Source organism: Halomonas rhizosphaerae, assembly GCF_030012485.1.
GTDB classification, from domain to species: Bacteria; Pseudomonadota; Gammaproteobacteria; order Pseudomonadales; family Halomonadaceae; genus Halomonas; species Halomonas rhizosphaerae.
On sequence record NZ_JASCQQ010000039.1, the window covers coordinates 94,086 to 116,859 of the forward strand.

The following is a 22,774-nucleotide window of genomic DNA, read 5'->3' on the forward strand; positions in this document are numbered from 1 at the left end:
AACGCGCTGCGTCACAGCGCACAGGTCAACCAGAAGCTGACCTACGAACTGGCGCTGCTCAAGCGCCACGCCTTCGGCAAGCGCAGTGAGCAGATCAACGTCCTGCAGATCAGCCTGCTGGAGGAGGTGGTGGATGCCGACATCGCCGCCATCGAGACCGAGCTGGAGGACCTGACACTCACCTCCACTCCGCCGGCGGCCAAGAAGGCCCCCAAGCGCGCTCCCTTGCCGCCCGAACTGCCACGCACCGAGATCCACCATGATCCGGAGAGCGAACATTGCGCCTGTGGCTGCCAGCTGCAGCGGATCGGCGAGGAGGTTAGCGAGAAGCTCGACTACACGCCTGGCGTGTTCCACGTCGAGCGACATATTCGTGGCAAGTGGGTCTGCGACCAATGCGAGACGCTGACCCAGGCGCCGATGCCGGCACAGATCATCGACAAGGGTATCCCCACCGCCGGCCTGCTGGCCCAGGTGCTGATCGCCAAGTATGCCGATCACCTGCCGCTGTATCGCCAGGCGCAGATCTTCGCCCGCGCCGGCGTGGCGATTCCGCGCTCGCCCCTGGCCGAGTGGGTCGGCATCTGCGGCGTGCGGCTCCAGCCGCTGATCAATGCGCTACGCGACCTGCTGCTCAGCGAGCCGGTGTTGCATGCCGACGAGACGCCGGTGCCAATGCTGGCCCCGGGCAAGAAGAAGACGCACCGCGCTTAACTCTGGGCCTATGCCACCACGCCCTACGCCGGGCTGAAGGCGGTGGTCTACGACTTCAGCGAGGGGCGCGGCGGCCAGCATGCCCGCGACTTCCTCGGCGACTGGCGGGGCACGCTGGTCTGCGACGACTACAGCGGCTACAAGCAGAGCTTCGCCAACGGCGTCACCGAGATCGGCTGCATGGCCCACGCCCGTCGCAAGTTCGTCGACCTGCATGTGGCCGACAAGAGCCAGATCGCCGATCAGGCCGTCGACCTGATCGGTCAGCTTTACCAAGTGGAGCGAGAGGCCCAGACACTGAGCGCTGAAGAACGCCAACGGCTGCGGGAGACACGGGCGAGGCCCATCGCTGATGCACTGCACCGCTGGATGCTGGCTCATCGCGAGAAAGTCCCGAACGGCTCGGCGACGGCGAAAGCGCTGGACTATAGCCTGAAGCGTTGGACGGCGCTGACGCGCTACCTCCACGACGGCGGATTGCCGATCGATAACAACCGGGTCGAGAACCTGATTCGTCCCTGGGCGTTGGGTCGCAGCAACTGGCTGTTCGCCGGCTCACTGCGCAGTGGCCAGCGCGCCGCCACCATCATGAGCCTGAACCAGTGCGCCAAGCTGAACGGCCATGAGCCCTACGCCTACCTGAAGGACGTGCTGGAACGGCTGCCGAGTCAGAAGGCCAGCCACCTCCACGAACTCCTGCCTCATAACTGGCAGCACACCGACTGATTACTGGCAAGCGGTGTTCGGCGGCCACTTACGGTCATTGAGACCGCCCACCCTCTTAGATCTTAATCCAAGTCGCTTTGAGTTCAGTATACTTGTCGAAGGCGTGCAGGGACTTGTCCCGACCATTTCCCGATTGCTTGAACCCTCCGAATGGCGCTGTCATATCCCCACCGTCATACTGGTTGACCCAAACGCTGCCTGCACGTAGTGCTCTCGCAGCACGGTGTGCCTTGGAGAGGTCGCGAGTCCAGACGGCGGCAGCCAGGCCGTAGATGGTGTCGTTGGCGATGGTCATGGCCTCGTCGAACTCATCGAAGCCGATCACCGAGAGCACCGGGCCAAAGATTTCCTCCTGGGCAATGCGCATCTTGGGCGTGACATCGTCGAACACCGTGGGCGGCACCAGTAATCCGCAGAGGGAACCTGACAAGGGCGCGCCACCCAGACGCAGACTGGCGCCCTCCGCCTTGCCCGACTCGATAAAGCCCAACACCGTCTCCATCTGCGTGCCATCCACTAAGGCCCCTACCCGGGTCGTAGGGTCAAGAGGGTCGCCGGGCACCCAGTGGTGCTCCAAGGCCGCCACCACCCGGGACACAAACTCCTCACGGATGCTGTTCTCCACCAGCAACCGGGTGCCTGCAGTGCATACCTCCCCCTGGTTGAAGGCGATGGCCGCGGCGGCAGCCTCGGCAGCCTCCTCCAGGTCAGGGGCGTCAGCGAAGACGATATTGGGGCTCTTGCCACCGGCCTCCAGCCAAACCCGCTTCATATTGGTCTCGCCCGCGTCCACCATCAGCCGGCGCCCGACACGGGTGGAGCCGGTGAAGACCAGAGTGTCTACGTCGTCATGACGGGAGAGACCCTGTCCCACCTTATGGCCGAACCCAGGCAGCACGTTGAGCACCCCCGCCGGCAGTCCCGCCTCCACCGCCAGCGCAGCCAGCCGCAAGGCGCTGAGCGGCGACTTCTCGGAGGGCTTTAGGACCACCGAGTTGCCGGTGGCGAGGGCCGGGCCGAGCTTCCAGCAGGCCATCATCAGCGGGAAATTCCAGGGCACGATGGCTGCCACCACGCCCACGGGCTCCCGTGTTACCAATCCCAACTGGTCCTCGGGAGTCGGCGCCACCTCGTCATAGATCTTGTCGATGGCCTCCGCCGACCATCGGATGGCGCGGGCAGCAGCGGGCAGGTCCACCGAGAGGGCATCGCCGATTGGCTTCCCCATGTCCAGGGTCTCGAGCATAGCCAGCTCCTCAGAATTGGCCTCGATCAGTGCCGCCAGGCGCAGCAGCACAGCCTGACGGGCGCTCGGTGCCTGTCGAGACCAGCAGCCTTCAGCAAAGGTGCGTCGCGCGGCGGCCACCGCCAGGTCGGCATCTTCGACGTCGCAGCTGGCCACCCGGGCCAACAAGCGGCCGTCAACGGGACTGTAATCGTCGAAGGTCTCGCCAGAGCGAGCCGGCGTATAGGAGCCATCGATAAAGGCCTGGCTGACGAGCTCCTGGCTATCGGCCCTGGCTCTCCAGTCACTTGCCGTCATAGTGGTCATATCAGGTCGTCTCCTTGCCCGGCGCCTCGATGGCGGCCAGGAAATCGCCCATCAGGCGGCGAAAGTTGGCGTAATTGTCAGGCTGGCGAAGGGCAATCTCATCGCGAAGACGTTGTGGCAGGTCACCGGCCTCGTCGAGAAAGCGCCTCCCCTCTTCGCTATTGCGCCAGTCGCTGAGCCAGATATCGAACATCCCCACCGTGATCTCGGGGTGGAACTGCACGCCCCAGGCCGATCCATGACGAAAGGCCTGAGGGGCCATGTCGGTGTCGGCCAGCAGGGTGACATGCTCGGGCAACCGAAAGGTGTCGAAGTGAAAGTTGAGCCAGGGCCCTGCATGGCGCCAGCCCGTCGCCTGAGCGGTTACAGGCGTCCAGCCAATCTCGGCCTCTTCGGCGGCCACCGCGCTGCCCCCCAGGGCACGCGCCAGTAACTGACTGCCGAAGCAGATGCCCAAGGTCGGCACGCCGGCGTCCACCAGGCGTTTCAGCCAGTTCAGCTCTGTCTCCAGCCAAGGCAGCCGGTGATCATAGGCAGACTCGGGGCTTCCCATCACCACCACCATTTCCAGTTCCTCAGGGGGTGGCAAGGGGTCTGTCACCAGACGTGTCTGCAGCTGAATGTCCAGCTCGGCGAGCACCTCAGGCAGGGTGCCAGGCACATCGCTCGCCGAGTGCAGCACGGCAAGGGCGCGTCTTGGTCTCATGGTGTCACCTGGATGTCTTAGTGAAAGAGGGGAGCGCCGGATCGGCGCTCCCTGTAGCGGCTCAGAAGGGGTAGCTCAGACTGGGCATCCACTTCTGCCACAGCGCCTCGAGCTCGCCGCTGGCCTTGGCTTCGGCCAGGGCGGCCTCGACTCTGGCCAGTCGTTTCGACTCGCCCTTCTTCACCGCGATGCCCCAGGCGTTGCGGCTGGCCACGGTGAAGGCGATGGCCAGGTCCTTCTCCTCGGCCAGGGGCACCAGGGCCACGTCATCATCGACGAAGGCGTCGATGTCACCGCGCCGCAGGGCCGCCACCATGTCCCCCATGACGTCCTCCGACTCCCCCGAGAAGGGCACCAGGATGGCGCCCTCAAAGGTCTCGGCAAGTGCCATATTGAGGCTCTTGTCGATCGCCCCGACCCGGCGACCTTCCAGGTCCTCCGCGCTGCGAATGGGCGAGTCACGCATCACCATCACCGACTCGTCGAAGACCGCATAGGGGGCGGTGAAGTCGGCCAGACTCTTGCGGTACTCGGAGATACCCTGTCCACAGAGCAGGACATCCCCCTCCCCCGCCTCCAGGGCGGGATAGAAGTCAGCCCATTGTCGATAGACGAAATCGGTGTCACCCGCCAGCTTGCTGCCCAGCAGTCGCGCCACGTCAGCCTCATAGCCGTGACGCAGTCCCTGATCATCACGCCAGAATAGCGGCGGGGCCGGCAGATCGGCGCAGATGACTCTGAGCTTGAGATCGGTTGCGGTCTGGTTCACGGCAGGTAGTCCTCGTACATGGATTTTTCCCAGTCAGTCACGGCAGCGCAGTAGCGCGCCCACTCATCCGCCTTGAGGTCGCGATACAGGGTCGCCATCGCCTCGGGCATGGCACTCTGGATCACGGTGTCCTGCTCGAAGGCAGCGATGGCATCGCCCAGGGTGCGAGGCAGGTAACGGGTCTCCGCCACTGTGCCGGGGATGCTGTCACTGTTGTCGGGAACGCCTGGATCCAGTTCGCGGCGAAGGCCATCGCGCATGGAGGCGAGCAGCAACACATGGGAGAGATAGGGGTTGACGCTGGCATCCGGTACCTTGTATTCCAGACGGCCATTCGCTGACAGACGAACGGTACAGGTCTTGTTGTCCATGCCCCAGTTGATGCAGTTAGGGGCGAAGAGGCCCGTATCCCAGTAGCGCTTGTAGGAATTGACGGTGGAGGCCATGATCATCATCGACCCTGCCGCATGATTCAGAACTCCTCCCAGGGCATGCCGGCCCGTCTCGGTGAGGTGCAGGTCACGACGTCCAGGCTCGGCGAGCACGTTTTCATTGCCCCGCCACAGGCTGAAGTTGTGGTGACAGCCGTTACCCATGCTGCCGGTGGTAGGCTTGGGCATGAAGCTGGCCTTGACCCCGAATTCCTGCGCCACCTGGCGACAGATCAGGCGATAGGTCATCATCCGGTCGGCTGTCAGGTGGCAGTCATCAAACATCCAGTTCAGTTCAAGCTGGCCGGGATCCTCATAGTCCCCTTCGATCATGTCCAGGCCCATGGCATTGGCATATTCCATGACGCGCTTGAAGATCGGCCGCATCAGTTCGAGGTTGCCCAGGTGATAGGCCGGACTGGCACCGGGACGCACCGTGACCGCGATCTTCTCACCCAGCCAGGACATCTCCGGCTCGAGACCCGTTTTGAGGGTCAGGCCTGTTTCTTCGGTGAACTGTCGATGCGTGTCCAGCAGCAAGCTACGCGGGTCAGTCGCGAGAACGCTTCCGCCATCTTCGATACGATGCTCCGGCTCATAGAGTCGGCAGAAGAACGAACCAATGGAGCGATCCCAGGGAAGGACCTGGAAACTGTCGGCATCCGGCATGCCGGTGAATTCGGCGGCCTGAGCCCCACCCCCCAGCAACTCACCGGCGCGGTTGCACTGCAGGTCGGAGATGGCAGTACGGTGGAACTGGATGCCCTTGTCGAGATTGCGCAGCAGATGCTTGGCAGGGACCACCTTGGCCACCACCCTGCCCGACAGGGTCACCACTTGGTAATAGAGGTACTCGACACCCGACTCGCGGATGCGTGCGCTCAGGTCTTCCTTTACCGCGGCACTGTTGTTGATGTCGCGATGGCGATCGAGGGCCGTGGTGGGCTGCTCCTGAAGTGCGGTATTCAGCGCTGAAGTTGCTTGTGCAGTGCTTGCCAGAGACGTCATGTCTTTCTCCTTTAATGCCAAGCGACGCCCGAAGGAGTCGATGGCGATCGTGTTGTGGTTGTTGTGGCTGGTTCAGCCAGGGGAAACGCGATGCACTCAGTTGATAAGGCTTGGGTTGACCCGCTCGGGGGCGGGGGACTCGTTCGGCCGCGCCTCTCGGAAGAAGCGGGCGGCCACGGAGGCGATCTCGGCATTGGCCAGGGATGCCTCCGAGAGGCTGGCCAGCGCCGCCTGGGCCTGGGCCTCGTCGAAGAGGCTGCCGCCATAGCGGTGCAGCAGCGCCTCCACGTAAGCGGGTGTGAACTCGGGGTGGTACTGCACCGACAGGGCCGGGAACGCGTACCGCAGCACGCCGTTGGGACAGAGGTCGCTGCCGGCCAGCACCTCCGCCTGGGGCGGCAGGGTGACCACCTGATCCTGGTGGAAGGCCAGCACCTCGTCCGCCTGTTCGCCCGGGGAGGCGCCAGGCACATAGGCTTGCACGCCCAGGCCCCAGCCTGTCGTGGCCTTGGCGGTACGGCCACCAAAGGCGTCTGCCATCAGTTGGTGGCCAAAGCAGATGCCAAAAATCGGGCGTCTCAGGGCACGGGCGCGGCGCAGGAAATCGATCTCGGCCCGCATCCAGTCGGCGTCCTCGTAGACGCTGTGCTTGGATCCGGTCAGCAGGTAGCCGTCGAAAGCAGCGGGATCCGGTAGCGCCTCCCCGGAGACCGGGGAAACGGCATGGAACTCCGCCTCCGGCAGAGCCGGCGCCAGCCATGCTTCGATCATCGCCGGATAGCTGGCAAAGCATGCATTGAGGGGCTCCGGCACCAGGCCGTTCTCGAGGATGCACAGGCGCAGGGCACTCATGATGCGGCCTCCGCGGCGCCCTCGCCGGCCATGATCCGGCTACCGTGGACACTCAACAGGGCCTTGAGCCACGCCACCGCCACGTCGCCGGGCAGTTCGCCCTTGGACGCATCGTGGATGCCGCGCTCGCCCAGCTCCGTGGCCCCCAGCTCCAGGAGCTTGTCGGCGAGTGTCTGGCTGCCCTGGTTGAAGGTGTCGTAGAAACTGTCCCCCAGCCCGAACGTGGCGAAGGCCAAGCCGGAGAGGTCGGGGGCCTCCTGTTCCAGCCGGTCGAAGAAGGGCTGCGCCGAGTTGGGTAGCTCTCCCTCACCGTAAGTGGAGCTGACCAGGATCACGAAGTCATCGTCGACCACCTCTGCCAGGTCGAAGTCAACCATGTCCTGGGCGCTTACGGTGGCATCGTTCTCCAGGGCCTCCATCAGGTCGTCGGCGACCATTTCCGCGTTGCCGGTCTCGGTGCCATATATCACATGGATCGTCATATCAGGGTCCTCCCACGGGTGTCGCTTGGGCGATCTGCAGCAGCCTCGCCAGGTCAGGAATACGCCGGCACAGCCGACCGGCCGGCGCCTCGGCCTGTTCCACCGCCTGGATACGTTTCCAGCCGGCAAAGTCAGTGGCCCGCGCGATCACCGCCTCAGGCAGGGCGGCGAAGCCGGGGCGCCCGAGGGTCCGCTCGGCGCAGTCGGTGGCGATAGTGGAAGCCACGGCGCGAGCATCCTGTCGGTTCTCGGGAATGGTTCCGCGCGGGCCGCGACGCAGCCAGCCGGTGCAATAGAGGCCGTGGGCCAGTCGCCCCTGCTCGTCGGGTTGCGGGGCCTCGGGAGATCCGGGGAGTCGTGGATCCTGCTGGGTGAAGCCGATGGCGGTGATGATGCTGTCGGTGGACAGCTCCAGGCAGTTCCGACCCGCCTCACCGCCGTGAAAGCGCACCCCGCTGATCCGGGAATCGCCGAGTACCTTTTCCGGGGTCCAGCCGAAATGGAAGTGAATGTGACAGCCGTCATCGGAGGATGCGCCACGCTCGGCCAGCTCATGAAAAGCGGCCAGGCGGAGGCTGGCGGCCTTCTCATCGACGCTCTCTGGCGCCGGCAGCGGCTCGGCGAAGTGAAAGGACAGGCCCTCCAGTCGCCCGAGCTCCCGCAGCATCGCGGCGTCACACTTGGCATTCGCCGCCGAGGATCGGCCGACGATATCGAGCCTTGCCAAGGGGTGGGCGCGACAGGCAGCCAGCGCTTCCGGCGAAAGCTCCGACCCCTCAAAAGCGGCCTCCGGCTTGCTCAGCAGGCGCAGCACGTCGATGCCCACGTTGCCCTGGCCGATGATGACCGCCCGCTGGCCCAGCTCGGGGCGCAGACCCTGTTCGTCCGGATGGTCATTGAAACGGCGAGTGATCGCCCCGGCGCCGTAGATGCCGGGCAAGTAGTCGCCGGCTATGCCCAGCGGGCGGTCTGCAGCCAGACCGGTGGCCAGGGCCACCACGTCATAGGCCTCGCGCAGGTCGTCCAGGCTCAGGTCACGGCCTAGGGCCATATTGCCGTGAAAGCCGATGCCGTCGCGCTCGAAGAGACGCTCGAACTGCTGCGTCACCGCCTTTGTACCCGGATGATCCGGTGCCACGCCGTAGCGGACCAGGCCGAAGGGCACCGGCAGACGGTCGAATATATCGATCCGCGCCTCGGCCCACTTCTTGCGCAGGGCCTGGGCCAGGTAGCATCCGGAGGGCCCAGCGCCGACGATGGCTATCGTGGGGGCTGTCATGCCGCCCTCCCCGCCCGGAAGCGAATCGGCAGTCTCACGGGCCCGGTATTGCCGCTGTCCGGCAGCCACTCAGGCGTTCCTGCATATTCGGGTTCAAGCAGGCGCTGGGCCAGCTTGGCCAGGGCCACTGTCATGTCGCCCCGGGCGATGAAATGCCCGATGCAGTGATGGGCGCCAGCGCCGAAACCGAAGTGCGGGCAGCGCTTGGCGGTGATATCAAGCCCGGGATTTTCAAAGGCTCGCGGATCGGTGCCTGCCGACTGGCTGAACAGATGCACAGTCGTGCCCTGCTTGATCTCGAGCCCCTGGTAGGTGAAATCCTCCAGGGCTTCCCGGGTCACCCAGGTGACGGTAGGACGCAACCGCATCACCTCCTCCACCGCGGCCTGAGCCAGCTCCGGCTGCTCGCCCAGTAACTTCCACTGCTCCGGGTGCTGGATAAAGGTGTCGATTGCCAGCGCAATCTGGTTCCGCGTGGTATCGATGCCGCCGAAGATGGCCAGCACGATCATGTCGTAGAGTTCCTGATCGCTCAGCGCCTGGCTGTCGTCTTGGTTGGCACGCACCAGGCTGCTCAAGAAGTCATCACCCAGCCCCTCCCGCTTGATGTTCTCCACCACCTGCTTCGCATAAGCGAACAGATTGTCGGTGGCGGCGTTGATGCGTTCCTCATCGCGCTTGAAGGTCACGCCCAGTGCCAGGCCCATTTCGGACGCCAGCGAAGCCAGGTTTTTCCACTCGCTACGCGGTAACCCCAGGAGCAGACAAATCACTTGTGTGGCATAGGGCTCGGAGAACTGAGCGACAAAATCACACTCGCCATCGTCGATAAAATCGTCGATCAGCTCATCAGCCATCACCTGGAAGTCTGGGGTCATTCTCTTGACCAGTTTGGGCGCGAATGCCGGGTTGGCCAGGCGACGCAAGCGAGAATGATCGGCGCCTTCCTTACTCAGCAACATGCGCATCCACCAGTCGGAAAAACTGCCGTGGGCGTTGTTATGAGCCGGCCAGGCGTAGCTTCCCTGGCGGAGACGTCGATCACGAACCAAGGCATTGACGTCGTCGTAGCGAAGCACGGCAATCCCATACGGGGTACGCGCGTACCAGCTCTTCTCTCTTGCCTCCTCGACGTCTTTCGACCGAATAGAAAAGCTAGGATCTGCCACATCCAGGTAAGAAGCCTGCTCGGTTGACTCTTCGGTAACTGTGGACATAGGCACCTCTTGTTATCGGTTATCGACTTGGCATCTGAGCGGCATTTTGCTGGTGGTTACGCTGCTTCGTTCGATGATGCCATGATAATAAATATAAAATATGGTTTTAGATGTATCAAAGTTTTTTAGCAATGTTTGACTAGCCATTCGTCGTAGGCAGCGCAGGTAATTTCGAGAAGAAGCTGCTGTTATGACTCACCGCGGGGCCTCATGGCCCCGCGGTGAGTCAAGCCAGTTCAGGAGGTGGTATAGGCACCTTCGGAGATGGCAACACTCTCCGCCTGACGACGTTCGCGGGCCTTGGACAGGGGCACAGAGACCGCCAGTAGCGTCAAGGCCACGGCAATGGCGATGGCCCAGCCAGTCAGTGCATAACCGCCGATGGCGATCAGGGTCCCGGACACTGCGGGCCCGATGGCGATGCCCAGGGTCAGAAAGCTGCCGCAGGCCGCCACCACACGCCCTTCGCGGTCCAGCGAGGCCGCCAAAGAGGTCAGGTAAGCCAGGGTGTAGAAGTAGGTGAAGGCGATCATCATCACGCCGGTGGTGTACATGACGATGGAGGCCTCGCCCAGCACGTACCCCAGACTGGAGCCGCCGCACATCAGGATACCGATGATCACCGGCTTGCTCAGGCCGAAGCGGCTGCCGATCAGGGTGACCAGCAGGGGCCCTGCAAGTCCGACAAAGGCCTGCAGGGAGAACAGCATGCCCAGGCTCTCGCCGTCATAGCCGACCCGGATGCCCACCTGCTCGACGAACGCCCAGCCCATGGTGTCGCGCATGGAGAACAGGAAGGTGGCCAGCATCATGCACACCGCCGCCGCGGAGAGCATCTTGCTGTTGGGCAAGATCGACTGGGCCTGCTTCATCGCTTCGGTGATAGCCGCGCGCTGGGGCATCTTGAGCATGAAGAGCACCATCAGCGCCTGTGTCACCGCCAGGGAGTAGTAGAGCCCCGAAAGACCGCTGCTGGCCATGGTGCGGGCGAAGACCAGCATCACCACGATCATCAGCGCCACGAAGAGCACGTTCATGTAGCCGGCGATATTGTCGGGATCCTTGGCGCTGGAAACGCAGGCATTGCCGCAGGCCAGCGCCAACCCGGCCCCCGCGCCGGCCACGCAGCGCAGGATGGCCAGGGTCGTAACCTCGGTGACCATGGCCGAGCCAAGGTTGGCCAAGATGGCGACCAGGGCCCCCACCAGCGCCAGGGTTCGCCGCGGCGCGCGCCCCATCAGGGGCGCCACGATCAGCGATGCCACCATGGTCAGGAGGAACTCGGCGGACATCAGATAGCCAGCCTGGGCCTCGTTCAACCCCAGATCGGCAATGATCGCACTGATAAGGAAAGGCAGTGCCAGTAGCGGCAGCAGGCCAACACCATAAGCTGCTGAAAATGCAGAAAAAACAAGCGACCAGCTTTCAGGCCGAGTGTCTCGTAGTAGCTTCATGTCATTCCCTCTTGTGGTTGTTCTTCACGCGTTACTGAATCGTCAAGGGCCTCGGGCGGGTACGAATAGCGAGTCGGGCCCGGCCACAAGAAGATGCAGCAAGAGGTATGCCATATAAGATATGGTTTTATATTTTTTAATGGGAACAAGGGCTTTATTGCACGGGAGAGATGATCCAGCTCATTGAAAACGCACCTTTTTCACGCACACCTAGAGCTTGATGCACTTTGATGGCGCGAAATGGAGACACTTCTCTCGGTTCTGCAGATGAACGGGGGTGTTACCGCACCTCGCTACTCAAGGTAACAAATGTGGTTACCTGCCTGGGACTCACTTCGAAGGAGTGGACAAGAGGAGCGGGGCCTTACGCGGCCGCGGATGGATGCTCGAGCAGCATCCAGTGGGCATGCTGGGCACCCAGCGGAGTCACGACTGCACCAGCCCCGGGGTTGGGCGCCAGCTCGCCAGGAAGCCAGGCTGGCGTATTGCTAGCCACCACCCTGCCCGTCTCGTTGAGAAGTAGTGCTTCATGATCCAGGGCCAGCAGTCCAGGCACGAGCACACGCTCGAATAGCCCCAGGTCGACGTCAGCACCAGCGATACCGATGAAGTCACCATCCATGTGCAGGGGTCGAGCAAAGGTCAGGATGTATGCATCCTGCCCATAGAGATCGATATAAGGACCCTCAACAACACGATCACCCGATTCACGAGGTCGCGTGAACCAGGGCATTTCCCGGTAGTTGTAGTAGCTGTCACTGCTGCGGTTGAAGTTCAGGTCGAGCTGGGCCGGCCGGCCCTCCCCCACCAGATGGCGCCACTCACAGTACATCTCGCAGTCCGACAGTACGCCCGGCTCTAGTACCACTCCGGTGCCCAGCATCCATCGGTTGTCTTGGGTCAGTAGATCATCGGCGAGAGTACGCAGTTGCTTCAGATCACCCGATGATGGCGTTCGATCGCGCGCGGCCTGCTTGGCCCAGAGTCGCTCGAACTCGGAGGCCATGCGTTCGATATCATTGAAAACACTGGCGATAGCGTTTTCGATGCACTGGACGCATTGCTGGCGGTAATCAGCCATGTCATCGACGTTCATCTAACCCTCTCGAACCTTTTCCATGAGCGCTATCTTCATGGCTATCAGGCGCCGGATGCCATTCATCACATGGGCCTCAGCGCGGGCACCTGCCGAATCGGCATCTGCTTGCTGGATCGCTTCCAGGATGGCCTGATGCTCTTTCTGGATGGAGGCAGTATCTGGCGTTTGGTGAGTATCCAGCCATAGCCACTCGCCCAGCTGGGACTGCAGGCGAATCTCGGCATGGGTCAAGCGCACCGACTGTGAGTGGGCGGCAATCTCTATATGGAAACGAGCGTCTGCTCGGCGACGTTCGCGCCGATTCCTCGCTTGTCCCAGCGATTCGATATAGTAGGCCATATGCTGATAACTATCGGGAGTGGCGCGCTTGGCAGCCAGTCTGGCTGCCGTCCCCGCAATTGCCATATGCTCATCGCCGAGGTCTCGTAGCTCGATCACGCTCCACTCGTCCAACCGATCAAGCATCAGCTCAACGGAGATTTCTTCGGTAGCACAGACAAAGCTACCCCCGTTGCGACCACGGCGAGTCTCGATCACACCCACCTGGCGAAGATACCCCAACGCCTCGCGCAGTGTAACGGTAGCCACCCCGAACTGATTGGCAAGCTCGGTTTCACTCGGAAGCTGCTGTCCCTCCACATAGAGCCCCAGATCGATCGCCTCGATCATTCTGCGTACGACCTGCTCCGTCCTTCCCTCCTGCCGTAGCCGGATAAAAGAACCTCTACTGATGGAATGCTTCAGCTTCATTTCAGGTCTCGAACAAGTTCACCAGACACATTGCCTCCTGCAGCGCCGCAGGGTGTGGCCATCTTAGACGATCACACCTCATTGATCCCCTCCCGCGTGGGCGAAAGAGCCCCGGCTGGACGTTTCAACGCAAGGGCACTCAGGGGGTAGTGATCGGCACCCGAGCATGGACAGCCCGATCGCACTCAGCCGCCAAGCAACGGTTGGTGGTGCTAAGCGGTGAGTAGGTAGATACACGACACCGAGAGTAGGCGCCACCTCGATACTGTATATAAAAATAGTATCCTGTGAGACTTGGCCATCTGCAATACCCTAAATGACATCGCCCCGGCAGAGACCGGGGCGATGCAAGAAACAGGGCCCATCCCTGGGCATGCCATCCGTGGCGCTCCTCCTGAAGCCGGTGCGTAGACTTGCTGAAGGAGGCCCACCACGCCTTCAAGCTGAGCCATCTGGCACCAGGGCGCCAGACGACATCTCGCCAGTGCGGTGTAAGCGATCACGTACACTGCAGTCGCGAAGCTCAGGCCTCGCATAGCAGACCGCTCGCGCGCATCTGCTCCAGGCGACCGCCGCCGATGACCTCGGAGAGCTCCCCGCGCTTGACCAGAGCAGATGACGCTCACTGCCACGAATGCAGAAAGCCTCGGAGCAGGACTCAAAGGTTTGATCACTGGATCGAGTTGTCCAACGGGGTCCTGAATGGTTCGGGGGAAGCCACGCGCAAAGTATGGGCTAAAGTATGGGCCAAGATTAGCCAGGAAAAGAAAAAGCCGCTGAAATCAGCGGCTTAATCGGTATTCGTGGCGGAGGGGGAGGGATTCGAACCCTCGAGGCCTTTCGACCTACACACTTTCCAGGCGTGCTCCTTCGACCACTCGGACACCCCTCCGCATTGTGGTTCTCGAATCGAGCGACCTCGGCTGCGCCGTGCCTTCTCCTCCAGAACGGCGCACATGTTATCGACTTAAGTGCGCGATTGCAAGCCGTTTTCCTTCCATCACCGGCTCATGCGGCGGGCAGCACGGCATAGTCGCCGCGGGCTTCCAGGCACAGTGTCTCGCCGCACCAGAGACGCTGGACCAGGGCAATGCGACCCTTGCCGCGCAGCTCCAGCCGTTCGGCAAGGGCCGAGGGCCCATCGACGGCTTCGGGCTCGCAGGTGAGGCGATAGTCGCCGGTCACCGGGGCCAGGAAGCGCTGGCTGGCCTCGGCCACCACCACGTCACGTGCAAGCCCGTGACGGCGCAGCCAGAGGGTGGTCCAGCACCAGCCCAGCAGGGTCGTCTGGGCGGCGAGCGACCCGCCGAAACCGGTACCCTTGTCGTTCAGGCTGGGCGTGAGCGATAGCGACCAGGCCAGGCAGTCGCCGTCACGCGTCATCTGGCGGATGCCCAGCGCGGGGACCATGGGGATCGCCTCGCCCAGCCAGGCGAGGAAGTCGGCCATGTCGTCCTCGCCGCCGGCAACGGGCAACGGCAGGCGGGGGTGGGGAACGCCGATCTGTCGCATGCTCAGTCCCAGCGCTCCACGAAGGCCTCGATGTCGTGCTCGGGGATCGGCCTGTGGCGCCCGCCCGGCGTCCCGAGATAGATGAAGGCCACCACCTCGTCCTCCTCGCCAAGCCCCAGGCCCTTGCGCACCGTAGGATCGAAGGCGTATTTGCCGCTGCGCCACATGGCGCCGAGTCCCTGGGCATGGGCGGCGAGCAGGATGCCGTGGGCCGCGCAGCCGGCCGAGATCACCTGCTCGATCCTCGGTACCTTGGGGATGTCGGGCGTAACCTTGGCGATCACCGCGATGATCATCGGCGCACGCCGCGGCTTCTTGCGCGCGGCATCGAGGGCCGCGTCACCCACGTGGGGATCCTCGCGGAACTCCGCCTCGGCGAACAGCTCGCCGAGCCGCGAGAGGCCCTCGCCGGAGAACTCGATGAAGCGCCAGGGGCGCAGCTCCTTGTGATCCGGGGCCCGAAGGGCCGCCCGGTAGATCGCCTCCAGCTGCCCGGGGCTCGGCGGCGGCCCCATCAGCTTGCCCATGGAGCTGCGTTCGTGCAGCAGCGTCATCGCATCCATGTCGCTCTCCTGTTCTGGTTCAGTCGGCACTCTACCCAAGCGGCTACTGGCGCGCCAGCCGCAACGGCTCGGGCGGGCGTTCGCCGGGGGTGGCACGCCAGGGGCTGATGTCCAGCCCGCCGCGACGCACGTAGCGCGCCAGCACCAGCAGGCGTTCCGGGCGGGCCCGGGCCATCAGGTCCATGAAGATGTGCTCCACACAGTGCTCGTGAAAGTCCTGGTGCTGGCGGTAGCCGATCAGATAGCGAAGCAGACCCTCTCGGTCGATCCGCGGGCCCCGATAGCGGATCAGCACGCTGCCCCAGTCGGGCTGGCCGGTGACCGGGCAGTTGGACTTGAGCAGGTGAGAGTGAAGCGCTTCCTCGACGACCTCCTCATCGCTCACTCGCAGGTGCTCGACACTGGGTGTGTAGTCCGTGACCTCGATGTCCAGGTCGTCCAGGCACTCGCCGGGCAGGCGGCGCGGCGAGAGCACCTCATCATCGACGTCGAACAGCTCGACGGACACCGCGGCCCCGGCGGCGCGTGAGAGGTCACTCACCAGGGTATCGATCACCGACTGGCGACTCTCGACGCGGGTCTGGTTGAAGCCGTTGAGATAGAGCTTCCAGGACTTCGACTCGATCAGGTTCGGCGAATCCGCCGGCAGGCGGAAGCGCGCCACGGCGACCCGCGGCTTGCCGCGGGCGTTGAGCCAGGAGACCTCGAAGGCGTGCCACTCGTCCTCGCCGACGAAGGGCAAGGCGCCCTCTTCGATGCCTAGCGGCGTCCGGTTGGCCGTCCGGGTGATGGAATAGAGCAGCCCGGCATCGTAGTGCTCCGGGTAGGCGGCCTCGCGCCCCAGCGGGGCGTGCTCGAGGGTATCGGGTCGGTAATGCGCCATGTCAGCTCCTGATGCCCTTGCCGCGATTCAGCATCCACAGGGCCACTCCGAAGAGCACGCTGATGAAGGCCAGGATGGCGGCCAGCGCCCAGCCCACAGGTATATCGGAGACGCCGAGGAAGCCGTAGCGGAAGACGTTGACCATGTAGAGGATGGGGTTGAGCATCGACACGCCCTGCCAGAAGGCCGGCAGCAGCGAGATGGAGTAGAAGACCCCGCCGAGATAGGTCAGCGGCGTGAGCACGAAGGTCGGCACGATGGAGATGTCGTCGAACTTCTTGCCCAGCAGGGCGTTGATGAAGCCGCCGATGGCGAACAGCGCCGCGGTGAGCACCACCACGAACACCGTCAGCAGCGGGTGCGCCACCTCGATCCGGGTGAAGAACAGCGACACCACGGTCACAATCAGCCCCACGCCGAGGCCGCGGGCCATGCCGCCCAGTACGAAGCCGGTGAGGATCACCCAGTTGGGCATCGGCGAGACCATCATCTCCTCGATGGAACGCTGGAACTTGTTGGAGAAGAAGGATGATGCCACGTTGGAGTAGCTGTTGGTGATCACCGCCATCATGATCAGCCCCGGGACGATGAAGTCCATGTAGCTGTAGCCATCCATCTCGCCGATCCGCGAGCCGATCAGGTTGCCGAAGATGATGAAGTACATCGTCATGGTGATCGACGGCGGCAGCAGGGTCTGCGGCCAGATCCGCGTGAAGCGCTTGACCTCCTTGTGCACCAGGGTCCAGAGGGCGATGGCGATCTGGGTCGGGTTCATGCGCGTGCCCCCGCCGCTTCGGCCGCCGCCTTGTCGCTGTTGCCCTGCTCCACCATGGAGACGAACATCTCCTCGAGCCGGTTGGCGCGATTGCGCATCGACATCACCTGCAGCCCCTGGGCGCTGAGCGCCTCGAAGACATCGTTGAGGCGCTGGCCGCGGTGCACCACCACGGCCAGTTGGGCAGTATCGACCCGGCTCACCTCGAAGCCCGCCACCTCGGGCACGGCCTCGATCGGGTGCGCCAGATCCAGCAGGAAGGTTTCGGTATCGAGCTCGGCGAGCAGCTCACGCACACTCGTGTTCCGGATGATCTCGCCGTGGTTGATGATCCCCACGTTGCGGCACAGGCTCTCGGCCTCCTCCAGGTAGTGGGTGGTGAGGATGATGGTGGTGCCCTCGTCGCGATTGATGCGGCGCATGTACGCCCACATGCTGCGGCGCAGCTCGATGTCCACACCGGCGGTGGGCTCGTCGAGGATCAGCAGCCGGGGACGGTGCATCAAGGCTCGGGCGATCATCAGCCGACGCTTCATACCACCGGAGAGCATCCGCGCGCTGCCGTTGCGCTTGTCCCACAGGCCCAGATCGCGCAGCAGCTCCTCGGCCCGGGGCAGTGCCTCGCGACGCGACATGCCGTAGTAGCCGGCCTGGGCCAGCACGATGTCGATGACCTTCTCGAACTGGTTGAAGTTGAATTCCTGGGGTACCACGCCGAGATGGTACTTGGCACGGGCGAAGTCCCGGTCGATATCGATGCCGAAGATCGAGACGTGGCCCGCCGTCTTCTGCACCAGTGAGCAGACCACGCCCAGGGTGGTCGACTTGCCTGCGCCGTTGGGCCCCAGCAGGGCATAGAAGTCGCCCTCGGCGACGTCGAGGTCGATGCCCTTCAGGGCCTGGAAGCCATTGCCGTAGACCTTGGTCAAGCCACGGATGGACAGTGCCGGTTCGGCCATGTGCGATCCCGTCAGAGAAAAATGGAAGTCGTCGCGAGAACCCCGTGAAATGGGGATGACCCGGGAAACTTCAAGGTTCGCCCTCCCAGCCCGGCAGGGAGAACTCCTCCTGCAGGTGGCGAAGCTCGGGCTGATGCAGGGCCGCGATGCGCTCGGCCAGGTCGGCGCCCCTGGCAAGCAGGTGCACCTCCATACGGCGACGATCCGCCCGTCCGGGACGACGCTCTACCAGGCCAGCCTCCTCGCAGCGCCCGACCAGCGCCACGGTGCCATGGTGCTTGGCCTGCAGTCGCTCGGCCAGCTCTCCTACGCTTGCCCACTCGCGCCCCGTGAAGCCCTTCAGGTGCAGCAGCAGCTGGTACTGGAGGGGGGTGAGCCCGTGGTCACGACAGATGTCCTCGCTCTGGCGCAGGAAGCAGCGCAGCCGGTAACGGAAGTGTGACAGGCGCTCGAAATCCTGCTTGGTCAGGGACTCGGCGCATGGCTCGGTGAGCCGGGACATGAGGGTCTCCTTGACAGAAAGGAACACGACGACTAATTAATATCATAACATGATACAAAACAGCGAGCCTGACCACGAGGTGCCCCATGAACGCCATGACCCTCTTCCGCCTGCCTTTCTCGCGCACCGCGGGCTGGAAGGAGCTCCAGCAGCAACGGATCCCGATCCCGGCCCTGGCCTGGCTGGTGGTCCTGCCGATGTCGCTGCTCCCTCCGCTGATGCTCTACTACGCCGGCACCCACTACGGTGACGATTTCGTCACCGGCTTCGCCGAACGCCCCTGGCGCTTCATCACCACCATCCTCTTCCTGGCCGAACTGCTGACCTTCTTCGTCATGGGCTGGCTGATCCACGCCGTGGTCAACGCCCAGGAGGAACTGTCGATCGACTACCACGATGCCTACCTGCTGGCCGCCATGGCCCCGCTGCCGCTATGGAGCGCCTCGCTGGTGCTGTTCGTCCCCAGCCTGCTGCTCAACGCCCTGGCCGTGCTGGTGGCACTGGCCATCTCGTGCAGCCTGATCTACCACGGCCTGCAGGGACTGTGTCGGCGGGGGGATGACGACATGGTGGCCCAGTCGGCGACCTATACCATCATGGCGTCCGGCGTGCTGGCGTGGGGCGTGCTGATGGCCGTGGTCTGGGCATACTGATCCGCCTACCCGGAGGAGAGGTAGCGGTAGATCCGGGACGGAGCGAAGTACGAAAGGTCCAGGCAAGGGCTGGAGGGAACGCGCCTGACACATCGAATGGAGCGGGAAACGAGATTCGAACTCGCGACCCTCGCCTTGGCAAGGCGATGCTCTACCACTGAGCTATTCCCGCCTGGAAGGAGCGACATGCGAGCGAAGTGGCGTCCCATAGGGGGTTCGAACCCCTGTTACCGCCGTGAAAGGGCGGTGTCCTAGGCCACTAGACGAATGGGACGCATAAGCTGTTCAAGCTTGGAGCGGGAAACGAGATTCGACTGGGCTGGCATTCCAGCTCGTGACCCTCGCTCACCTGACCTCCGTACCCAGCTTCCCGTAGGAAGATGGAGCGGGAAACGAGATTCGAACTCGCGACCCTCGCCTTGGCAAGGCGATGCTCTACCACTGAGCTATTCCCGCAGGTCTCGCACTGCCAATACCGGAAGTGGCGTCCCATAGGGGGTTCGAACCCCTGTTACCGCCGTGAAAGGGCGGTGTCCTGGACCACTAGACGAATGGGACGCATAAGCTATTACAGCTTGGAGCGGGAAACGAGATTCGATGGGGCTGCCATCAGTCGGACTGGCGCACCAGCTCGCGACCCTCGCTTACCTGACCTCCGAACCCAGCTTCCCGTAGGAAGATGGAGCGGGAAACGAGATTCGAACTCGCGACCCTCGCCTTGGCAAGGCGATGCTCTACCACTGAGCTATTCCCGCACTCCGGCACCTGATGAGTCGAGTGGCGTCCCATAGGGGGTTCGAACCCCTGTTACCGCCGTGAAAGGGCGGTGTCCTGGACCACTAGACGAATGGGACGCAATGTCTCGCCTCGTCGAGGTGCGGCGAATATTACCCAGCACCCGGGAAGCTGTCAAGCGGGGCTCGCCAGGCGTTGATATCCCGTGACCGATACTGCCCGGTGACTGGAAACACCCACCCATGTTGATGTCAGAATGGAAGTGATACGCGCTGGGCCCGCACCCGGCGCCATGACAAGGAGTAGAGGCCATGCGCAGCAAGATCCAGAAGAGCGATGCCGAATGGCAGCAGCAGCTGACGCCCGAGCAGTACCGCGTCACCCGCGAGAAAGGCACCGAGCCGCCCTTCAGCGGCCATTACCACGTGAGTGACGAGCACGGCATCTACCACTGTGTCTGCTGCAACGCCCCGCTGTTCGAGAACGAGCACAAGTTCGACGCCGGCTGCGGCTGGCCCAGCTTCGACCGTCCCTTCACGCCGAGCTGCGTGGCGGAGCAGACCGACACCAGCCACGGCATGCAGCGCACCGAGGTGACCTGCGCGCGCTGCGACGCCCACCTCGGCCATGTCTTCCCCGATGGCCCCCAGGAGACCACCGGGCTGCGCTACTGCATCAATTCGGTGGCGATTCAGTTCCACGCCGGGGAGTAGTCCCTGCCCGTTACCGCCCTCCCCTGACACGGCCGCCCATCTGCTATGATGGGCGGCCGTTTTCATTCATGCGCATGCAGGAGAGGCTCGATGCTCGGCTGGTACCCGGGACACATGAACAAGGCGCGTCGGCAGATCCTCGAGGCGCTGCCGGAGGTCGACGTGGTGATCGAGGTCCTCGATGCCCGCCTGCCCTACTCCAGCGCCAACCCCATGCTGGCCGAGTTGACCCGCCACAAGCCGGTGTTGAAGGTCCTCTCGCGTGCCGACCTCGCCGACCCCGAGCGGACCCGCGAGTGGGTCGGCTTCTTCGACGCCCAGGACGACACGCGGGGCCTGGCGGTGACCACCACCCAGGCCCGGGAGCTCAAGCGCATCCCCAAACTTTGCCATGAGCTGGCCGGCCAGGTGCGCGCCGACCGCGACGTGCGGGTGATGGTCATGGGCATTCCCAACGTGGGCAAGTCGACCCTGATCAACGGCCTGGCCGGGCGCACCATCGCCAAGACGGGCAACGAGCCGGCGGTGACCAAGCGCCAGCAGAAGGTGCGCATCGGCGGCCGCGTGGCACTGATCGATACCCCCGGGGTGCTGTGGCCCAAGATCGAGGACCAGGCCAGCGCCCACCGCCTGGCCGCCAGCGGCGCCATCCGCGATACCGCCATCGACTACGTGGAGGTCGCCGTGGTCGCCGCCGCCGAACTGGCCAGGCGCTATCCCGAGGCCCTCAAGGCACGCTACAAACTCAAGACCCTGCCCGCGTACGCCCCCCACCCCGAGGCCGGGCAGGTCGAGGCCGATGGCCCGGTACGGGTCGACCTGCTCGCCCTCGCCGGTTTCGACGGCCATGCGATACTTACCGAGATCGCCGCCAGGCGCGGCGGGCTGCGCCCCGGTGGCGAGGTCGACCTGCACCGCGGTGCCGAGGTGCTGCTTCACGAGCTGCGGGACGGCAAGCTAGGCCGGTTGACCCTGGAGACGCCGGCGGACATCCCGGCCGAGCCCGAACCGGACGCCGCCGACGCGGTTGGTAGCGACGGTGCCGAGCCCGCATAATCACCGGCAATAATCCCCCGAGACGACGCCCGCCCCGGCAGAGGCGGCACACCGACATCACTGGATCTCAGCGCCCATGGACACTCCCCCGATCAGGAAATCGCACAAGCTCGAGAACGTCTGCTACGACATCCGCGGCCCGGTGCTCGAGCACGCCAAGCGGCTGGAAGAGGAAGGCCAGCGCGTCCTCAAGCTGAACATCGGCAACCCCGCCCCCTTCGGCTTCGAGGCGCCGGAAGAGATCCTCCAGGACGTGATGCGCAACCTGCCCACCGCCCAGGGCTACTGCGACTCCAAGGGGCTCTACTCGGCGCGCAAGGCGATCATGCAGGAGTGCCAACGCAAGGAGATACCCGGCGTCGGCATTGAGGACATCTACATCGGCAACGGCGTCTCCGAGCTGATCGTGATGGCCATGCAGGCGCTGCTCAACGACGGTGACGAGGTGCTGATCCCGGCCCCGGACTACCCGCTGTGGACCGCGGCGGCCAACCTCTCGGGCGGCCATGCCGTGCACTACCTGTGCGACGAGCAGGCCGACTGGGCGCCGGACATGGCCGACATCCGCGCCAAGGTCACCGCCCACACCCGGGCGATCGTGATCATCAACCCCAACAACCCCACCGGGGCCGTCTATCCGCCGGCGGTGGTGCGCGAGCTGTTGGAGATCGCCCGCGAACACGACCTGGTGGTGTTCTCCGACGAGATCTACGACAAGATCCTCTACGACGGGGTCGAGCACATCTCCACCGGGGCGCTGGCCGGCGAGGACCAGCTGGTGGTGACCATGAACGGGCTCTCCAAGAGCTATCGCTGCGCCGGATTCCGCAGCGGCTGGATGATCCTCTCGGGGAACATCGCCAAGCAGCGCGCGGCCGACTTCATCCAGGGGCTGACCATGCTGGCCTCGATGCGCCTGTGCGCCAACGTGCCGGCCCAGCACGCCATCCAGACCGCCCTGGGGGGCTATCAGTCGATCAACGACCTGATCCTGCCCGGCGGACGCCTGCTCGCCCAGCGCGACATCACCGTCGAGAAACTCAATGCCATCCCCGGGGTCAGCTGCACCCGACCCAAGGGGGCCCTCTACGCCTTCCCGCGGCTCGACCCCAAGGTGTTCAACATCCGCGACGACCAGCAGCTGGTGCTCGACCTGCTGCTGCAGGAGAAGATCCTGCTGGTGCAGGGCACCGCCTTCAACTGGCCCGACCCCGACCATGTGCGCATCGTCACCCTCCCCTGGGCCGACCAGCTCGAGGACGCCCTGGACCGCTTCGCCCGGTTCCTGTCGCGCTACCGCCAGTAGGCCGGAGCATCCCCCTTCTGCCCGCCGCTTGAAACCCGGCGGGCAAGCGCGTATCTAAGCAACAGCTTGTGCAGGCCG

Annotated in this window: 21 protein-coding genes, 7 tRNA genes and 1 pseudogene; 5 read left to right on the forward strand and 24 right to left on the reverse strand. The window is 64.0% G+C overall.

All coding sequences use genetic code 11. The annotated features are described in order from the left end of the window. Nucleotides 1–30: 30 nt before the first annotated feature. Nucleotides 31–1,440: pseudogene (gene tnpC / locus QLQ86_RS18995) on the forward strand (IS66 family transposase); the annotation flags it as partial. 55 nt (nt 1,441–1,495) lie between these two features. On the opposite strand, the gene QLQ86_RS19000 reads toward tnpC, so the two are convergent. The 18 genes from QLQ86_RS19000 to QLQ86_RS19085 form a co-directional block, all read right to left on the reverse strand. Further along, nucleotides 1,496–2,992, reverse strand: coding sequence for an aldehyde dehydrogenase (locus tag QLQ86_RS19000; RefSeq protein ID WP_282818051.1), 1,497 nt, complete (start codon nt 2,990–2,992; stop codon nt 1,496–1,498). A gap of 1 nt (nt 2,993) precedes the next feature. Then, nucleotides 2,994–3,698: a type 1 glutamine amidotransferase gene (locus QLQ86_RS19005; protein ID WP_282818052.1), complete on the reverse strand. Its 705-nt coding sequence runs from the start codon at nt 3,696–3,698 to the stop codon at nt 2,994–2,996. A gap of 61 nt (nt 3,699–3,759) precedes the next feature. Beyond that, a complete protein-coding gene (locus tag QLQ86_RS19010) occupies nt 3,760–4,467 on the reverse strand; it encodes a substrate-binding periplasmic protein (RefSeq protein WP_282818053.1) in 708 nt (235 codons plus the stop codon). Further along, complete coding sequence (locus QLQ86_RS19015; protein ID WP_282818054.1) at nt 4,464–5,906, reverse strand: glutamine synthetase family protein; 1,443 nt, start codon at nt 5,904–5,906, stop codon at nt 4,464–4,466. The genes QLQ86_RS19010 and QLQ86_RS19015 overlap by 4 nt, the downstream gene beginning before the upstream one ends. A gap of 96 nt (nt 5,907–6,002) precedes the next feature. Further along, a complete protein-coding gene (locus QLQ86_RS19020) occupies nt 6,003–6,758 on the reverse strand; it encodes a type 1 glutamine amidotransferase (protein ID WP_282818055.1) in 756 nt (251 codons plus the stop codon). Further along, nucleotides 6,755–7,240 (reverse strand): flavodoxin domain-containing protein, encoded by a 486-nt coding sequence (locus tag QLQ86_RS19025; protein ID WP_282818056.1) that lies wholly within the window; start codon nt 7,238–7,240, stop codon nt 6,755–6,757. Before QLQ86_RS19025 ends, QLQ86_RS19020 begins: the two co-directional genes overlap by 4 nt. A gap of 1 nt (nt 7,241) precedes the next feature. After that, nucleotides 7,242–8,519, reverse strand: a complete 1,278-nt coding sequence (locus tag QLQ86_RS19030) for an FAD-dependent oxidoreductase (RefSeq protein WP_282818057.1) — start codon at nt 8,517–8,519, stop codon at nt 7,242–7,244. Further along, nucleotides 8,516–9,736 carry a cytochrome P450 gene (locus tag QLQ86_RS19035; RefSeq protein WP_282818058.1) on the reverse strand — a complete coding sequence of 407 codons (1,221 nt, stop codon included), beginning with the start codon at nt 9,734–9,736 and terminating at the stop codon, nt 8,516–8,518. Before QLQ86_RS19035 ends, QLQ86_RS19030 begins: the two co-directional genes overlap by 4 nt. Before the next feature lie 236 nt (nt 9,737–9,972). Then, nucleotides 9,973–11,190 carry an MFS transporter gene (locus QLQ86_RS19040; RefSeq protein ID WP_282818059.1) on the reverse strand — a complete coding sequence of 406 codons (1,218 nt, stop codon included), beginning with the start codon at nt 11,188–11,190 and terminating at the stop codon, nt 9,973–9,975. Nucleotides 11,191–11,554: 364 nt separating this feature from the next. Beyond that, entirely contained in the window at nt 11,555–12,286 is a 732-nt protein-coding gene (locus tag QLQ86_RS19045) for a cache domain-containing protein (protein WP_282818060.1), read from the reverse strand. Next, nucleotides 12,287–13,039: a FadR/GntR family transcriptional regulator gene (locus QLQ86_RS19050; protein ID WP_282818061.1), complete on the reverse strand. Its 753-nt coding sequence runs from the start codon at nt 13,037–13,039 to the stop codon at nt 12,287–12,289. It abuts the gene before it with no gap. Between the two features lie 804 nt (nt 13,040–13,843). Continuing rightward, nucleotides 13,844–13,931 (reverse strand) — tRNA-Ser (locus QLQ86_RS19055). 116 nt (nt 13,932–14,047) lie between these two features. Further along, nucleotides 14,048–14,551: a YiiD C-terminal domain-containing protein gene (locus QLQ86_RS19060; RefSeq protein ID WP_282737051.1), complete on the reverse strand. Its 504-nt coding sequence runs from the start codon at nt 14,549–14,551 to the stop codon at nt 14,048–14,050. 2 nt (nt 14,552–14,553) lie between these two features. Then, on the reverse strand, nt 14,554–15,114 hold the full coding sequence (locus QLQ86_RS19065; RefSeq protein WP_282818062.1) for a nitroreductase family protein: 561 nt from the start codon (nt 15,112–15,114) through the stop codon (nt 14,554–14,556). A gap of 43 nt (nt 15,115–15,157) precedes the next feature. Beyond that, the gene (queF, locus tag QLQ86_RS19070; RefSeq protein ID WP_282818063.1) at nt 15,158–15,997 is read right to left on the reverse strand and encodes an NADPH-dependent 7-cyano-7-deazaguanine reductase QueF; all 840 of its coding nucleotides are present in this window, start codon (nt 15,995–15,997) and stop codon (nt 15,158–15,160) included. Nucleotide 15,998: 1 nt separating this feature from the next. Beyond that, nucleotides 15,999–16,772 carry an ABC transporter permease gene (locus tag QLQ86_RS19075; RefSeq protein ID WP_282737048.1) on the reverse strand — a complete coding sequence of 258 codons (774 nt, stop codon included), beginning with the start codon at nt 16,770–16,772 and terminating at the stop codon, nt 15,999–16,001. After that, nucleotides 16,769–17,731, reverse strand: a complete 963-nt coding sequence (locus QLQ86_RS19080; RefSeq protein ID WP_282818064.1) for an ABC transporter ATP-binding protein — start codon at nt 17,729–17,731, stop codon at nt 16,769–16,771. The genes QLQ86_RS19075 and QLQ86_RS19080 overlap by 4 nt, the downstream gene beginning before the upstream one ends. A gap of 70 nt (nt 17,732–17,801) precedes the next feature. Beyond that, nucleotides 17,802–18,233 (reverse strand): MarR family transcriptional regulator, encoded by a 432-nt coding sequence (locus QLQ86_RS19085; RefSeq protein WP_282818065.1) that lies wholly within the window; start codon nt 18,231–18,233, stop codon nt 17,802–17,804. Nucleotides 18,234–18,319: 86 nt separating this feature from the next. Between QLQ86_RS19085 and QLQ86_RS19090 the strand changes: the two genes are divergently transcribed. Beyond that, nucleotides 18,320–18,886, forward strand: a complete 567-nt coding sequence (locus QLQ86_RS19090; protein WP_282818066.1) for a YIP1 family protein — start codon at nt 18,320–18,322, stop codon at nt 18,884–18,886. 97 nt (nt 18,887–18,983) lie between these two features. Here the strand turns inward: QLQ86_RS19090 and QLQ86_RS19095 are convergent. From QLQ86_RS19095 to QLQ86_RS19120, 6 genes are all read right to left on the reverse strand, one after another. Next, nucleotides 18,984–19,058, reverse strand: a tRNA-Gly gene (locus QLQ86_RS19095). Between the two features lie 26 nt (nt 19,059–19,084). Beyond that, a tRNA-Glu gene (locus tag QLQ86_RS19100) sits at nt 19,085–19,160 on the reverse strand. 107 nt (nt 19,161–19,267) lie between these two features. Further along, nucleotides 19,268–19,342: transfer RNA gene (locus QLQ86_RS19105), tRNA-Gly, on the reverse strand. 26 nt (nt 19,343–19,368) lie between these two features. Then, nucleotides 19,369–19,444: transfer RNA gene (locus QLQ86_RS19110), tRNA-Glu, on the reverse strand. 122 nt (nt 19,445–19,566) lie between these two features. Then, nucleotides 19,567–19,641: transfer RNA gene (locus QLQ86_RS19115), tRNA-Gly, on the reverse strand. A 23-nt stretch (nt 19,642–19,664) separates the two neighbouring features. After that, a tRNA-Glu gene (locus QLQ86_RS19120) sits at nt 19,665–19,740 on the reverse strand. Nucleotides 19,741–19,932: 192 nt separating this feature from the next. On the opposite strand from QLQ86_RS19120, the gene msrB reads away from it, so the two are divergent. The 3 genes from msrB to QLQ86_RS19135 all read left to right on the forward strand — a co-directional run bounded on the left by msrB (nt 19,933) and on the right by QLQ86_RS19135 (nt 22,696). Continuing rightward, nucleotides 19,933–20,334 carry a peptide-methionine (R)-S-oxide reductase MsrB gene (gene msrB, locus QLQ86_RS19125; RefSeq protein WP_278031319.1) on the forward strand — a complete coding sequence of 134 codons (402 nt, stop codon included), beginning with the start codon at nt 19,933–19,935 and terminating at the stop codon, nt 20,332–20,334. Nucleotides 20,335–20,424: 90 nt separating this feature from the next. Continuing rightward, on the forward strand, nt 20,425–21,390 hold the full coding sequence (gene ylqF, locus QLQ86_RS19130; RefSeq protein ID WP_282818067.1) for a ribosome biogenesis GTPase YlqF: 966 nt from the start codon (nt 20,425–20,427) through the stop codon (nt 21,388–21,390). Between the two features lie 76 nt (nt 21,391–21,466). Further along, nucleotides 21,467–22,696: a pyridoxal phosphate-dependent aminotransferase gene (locus QLQ86_RS19135; RefSeq protein WP_282818068.1), complete on the forward strand. Its 1,230-nt coding sequence runs from the start codon at nt 21,467–21,469 to the stop codon at nt 22,694–22,696. Nucleotides 22,697–22,774: the final 78 nt, after the last annotated feature.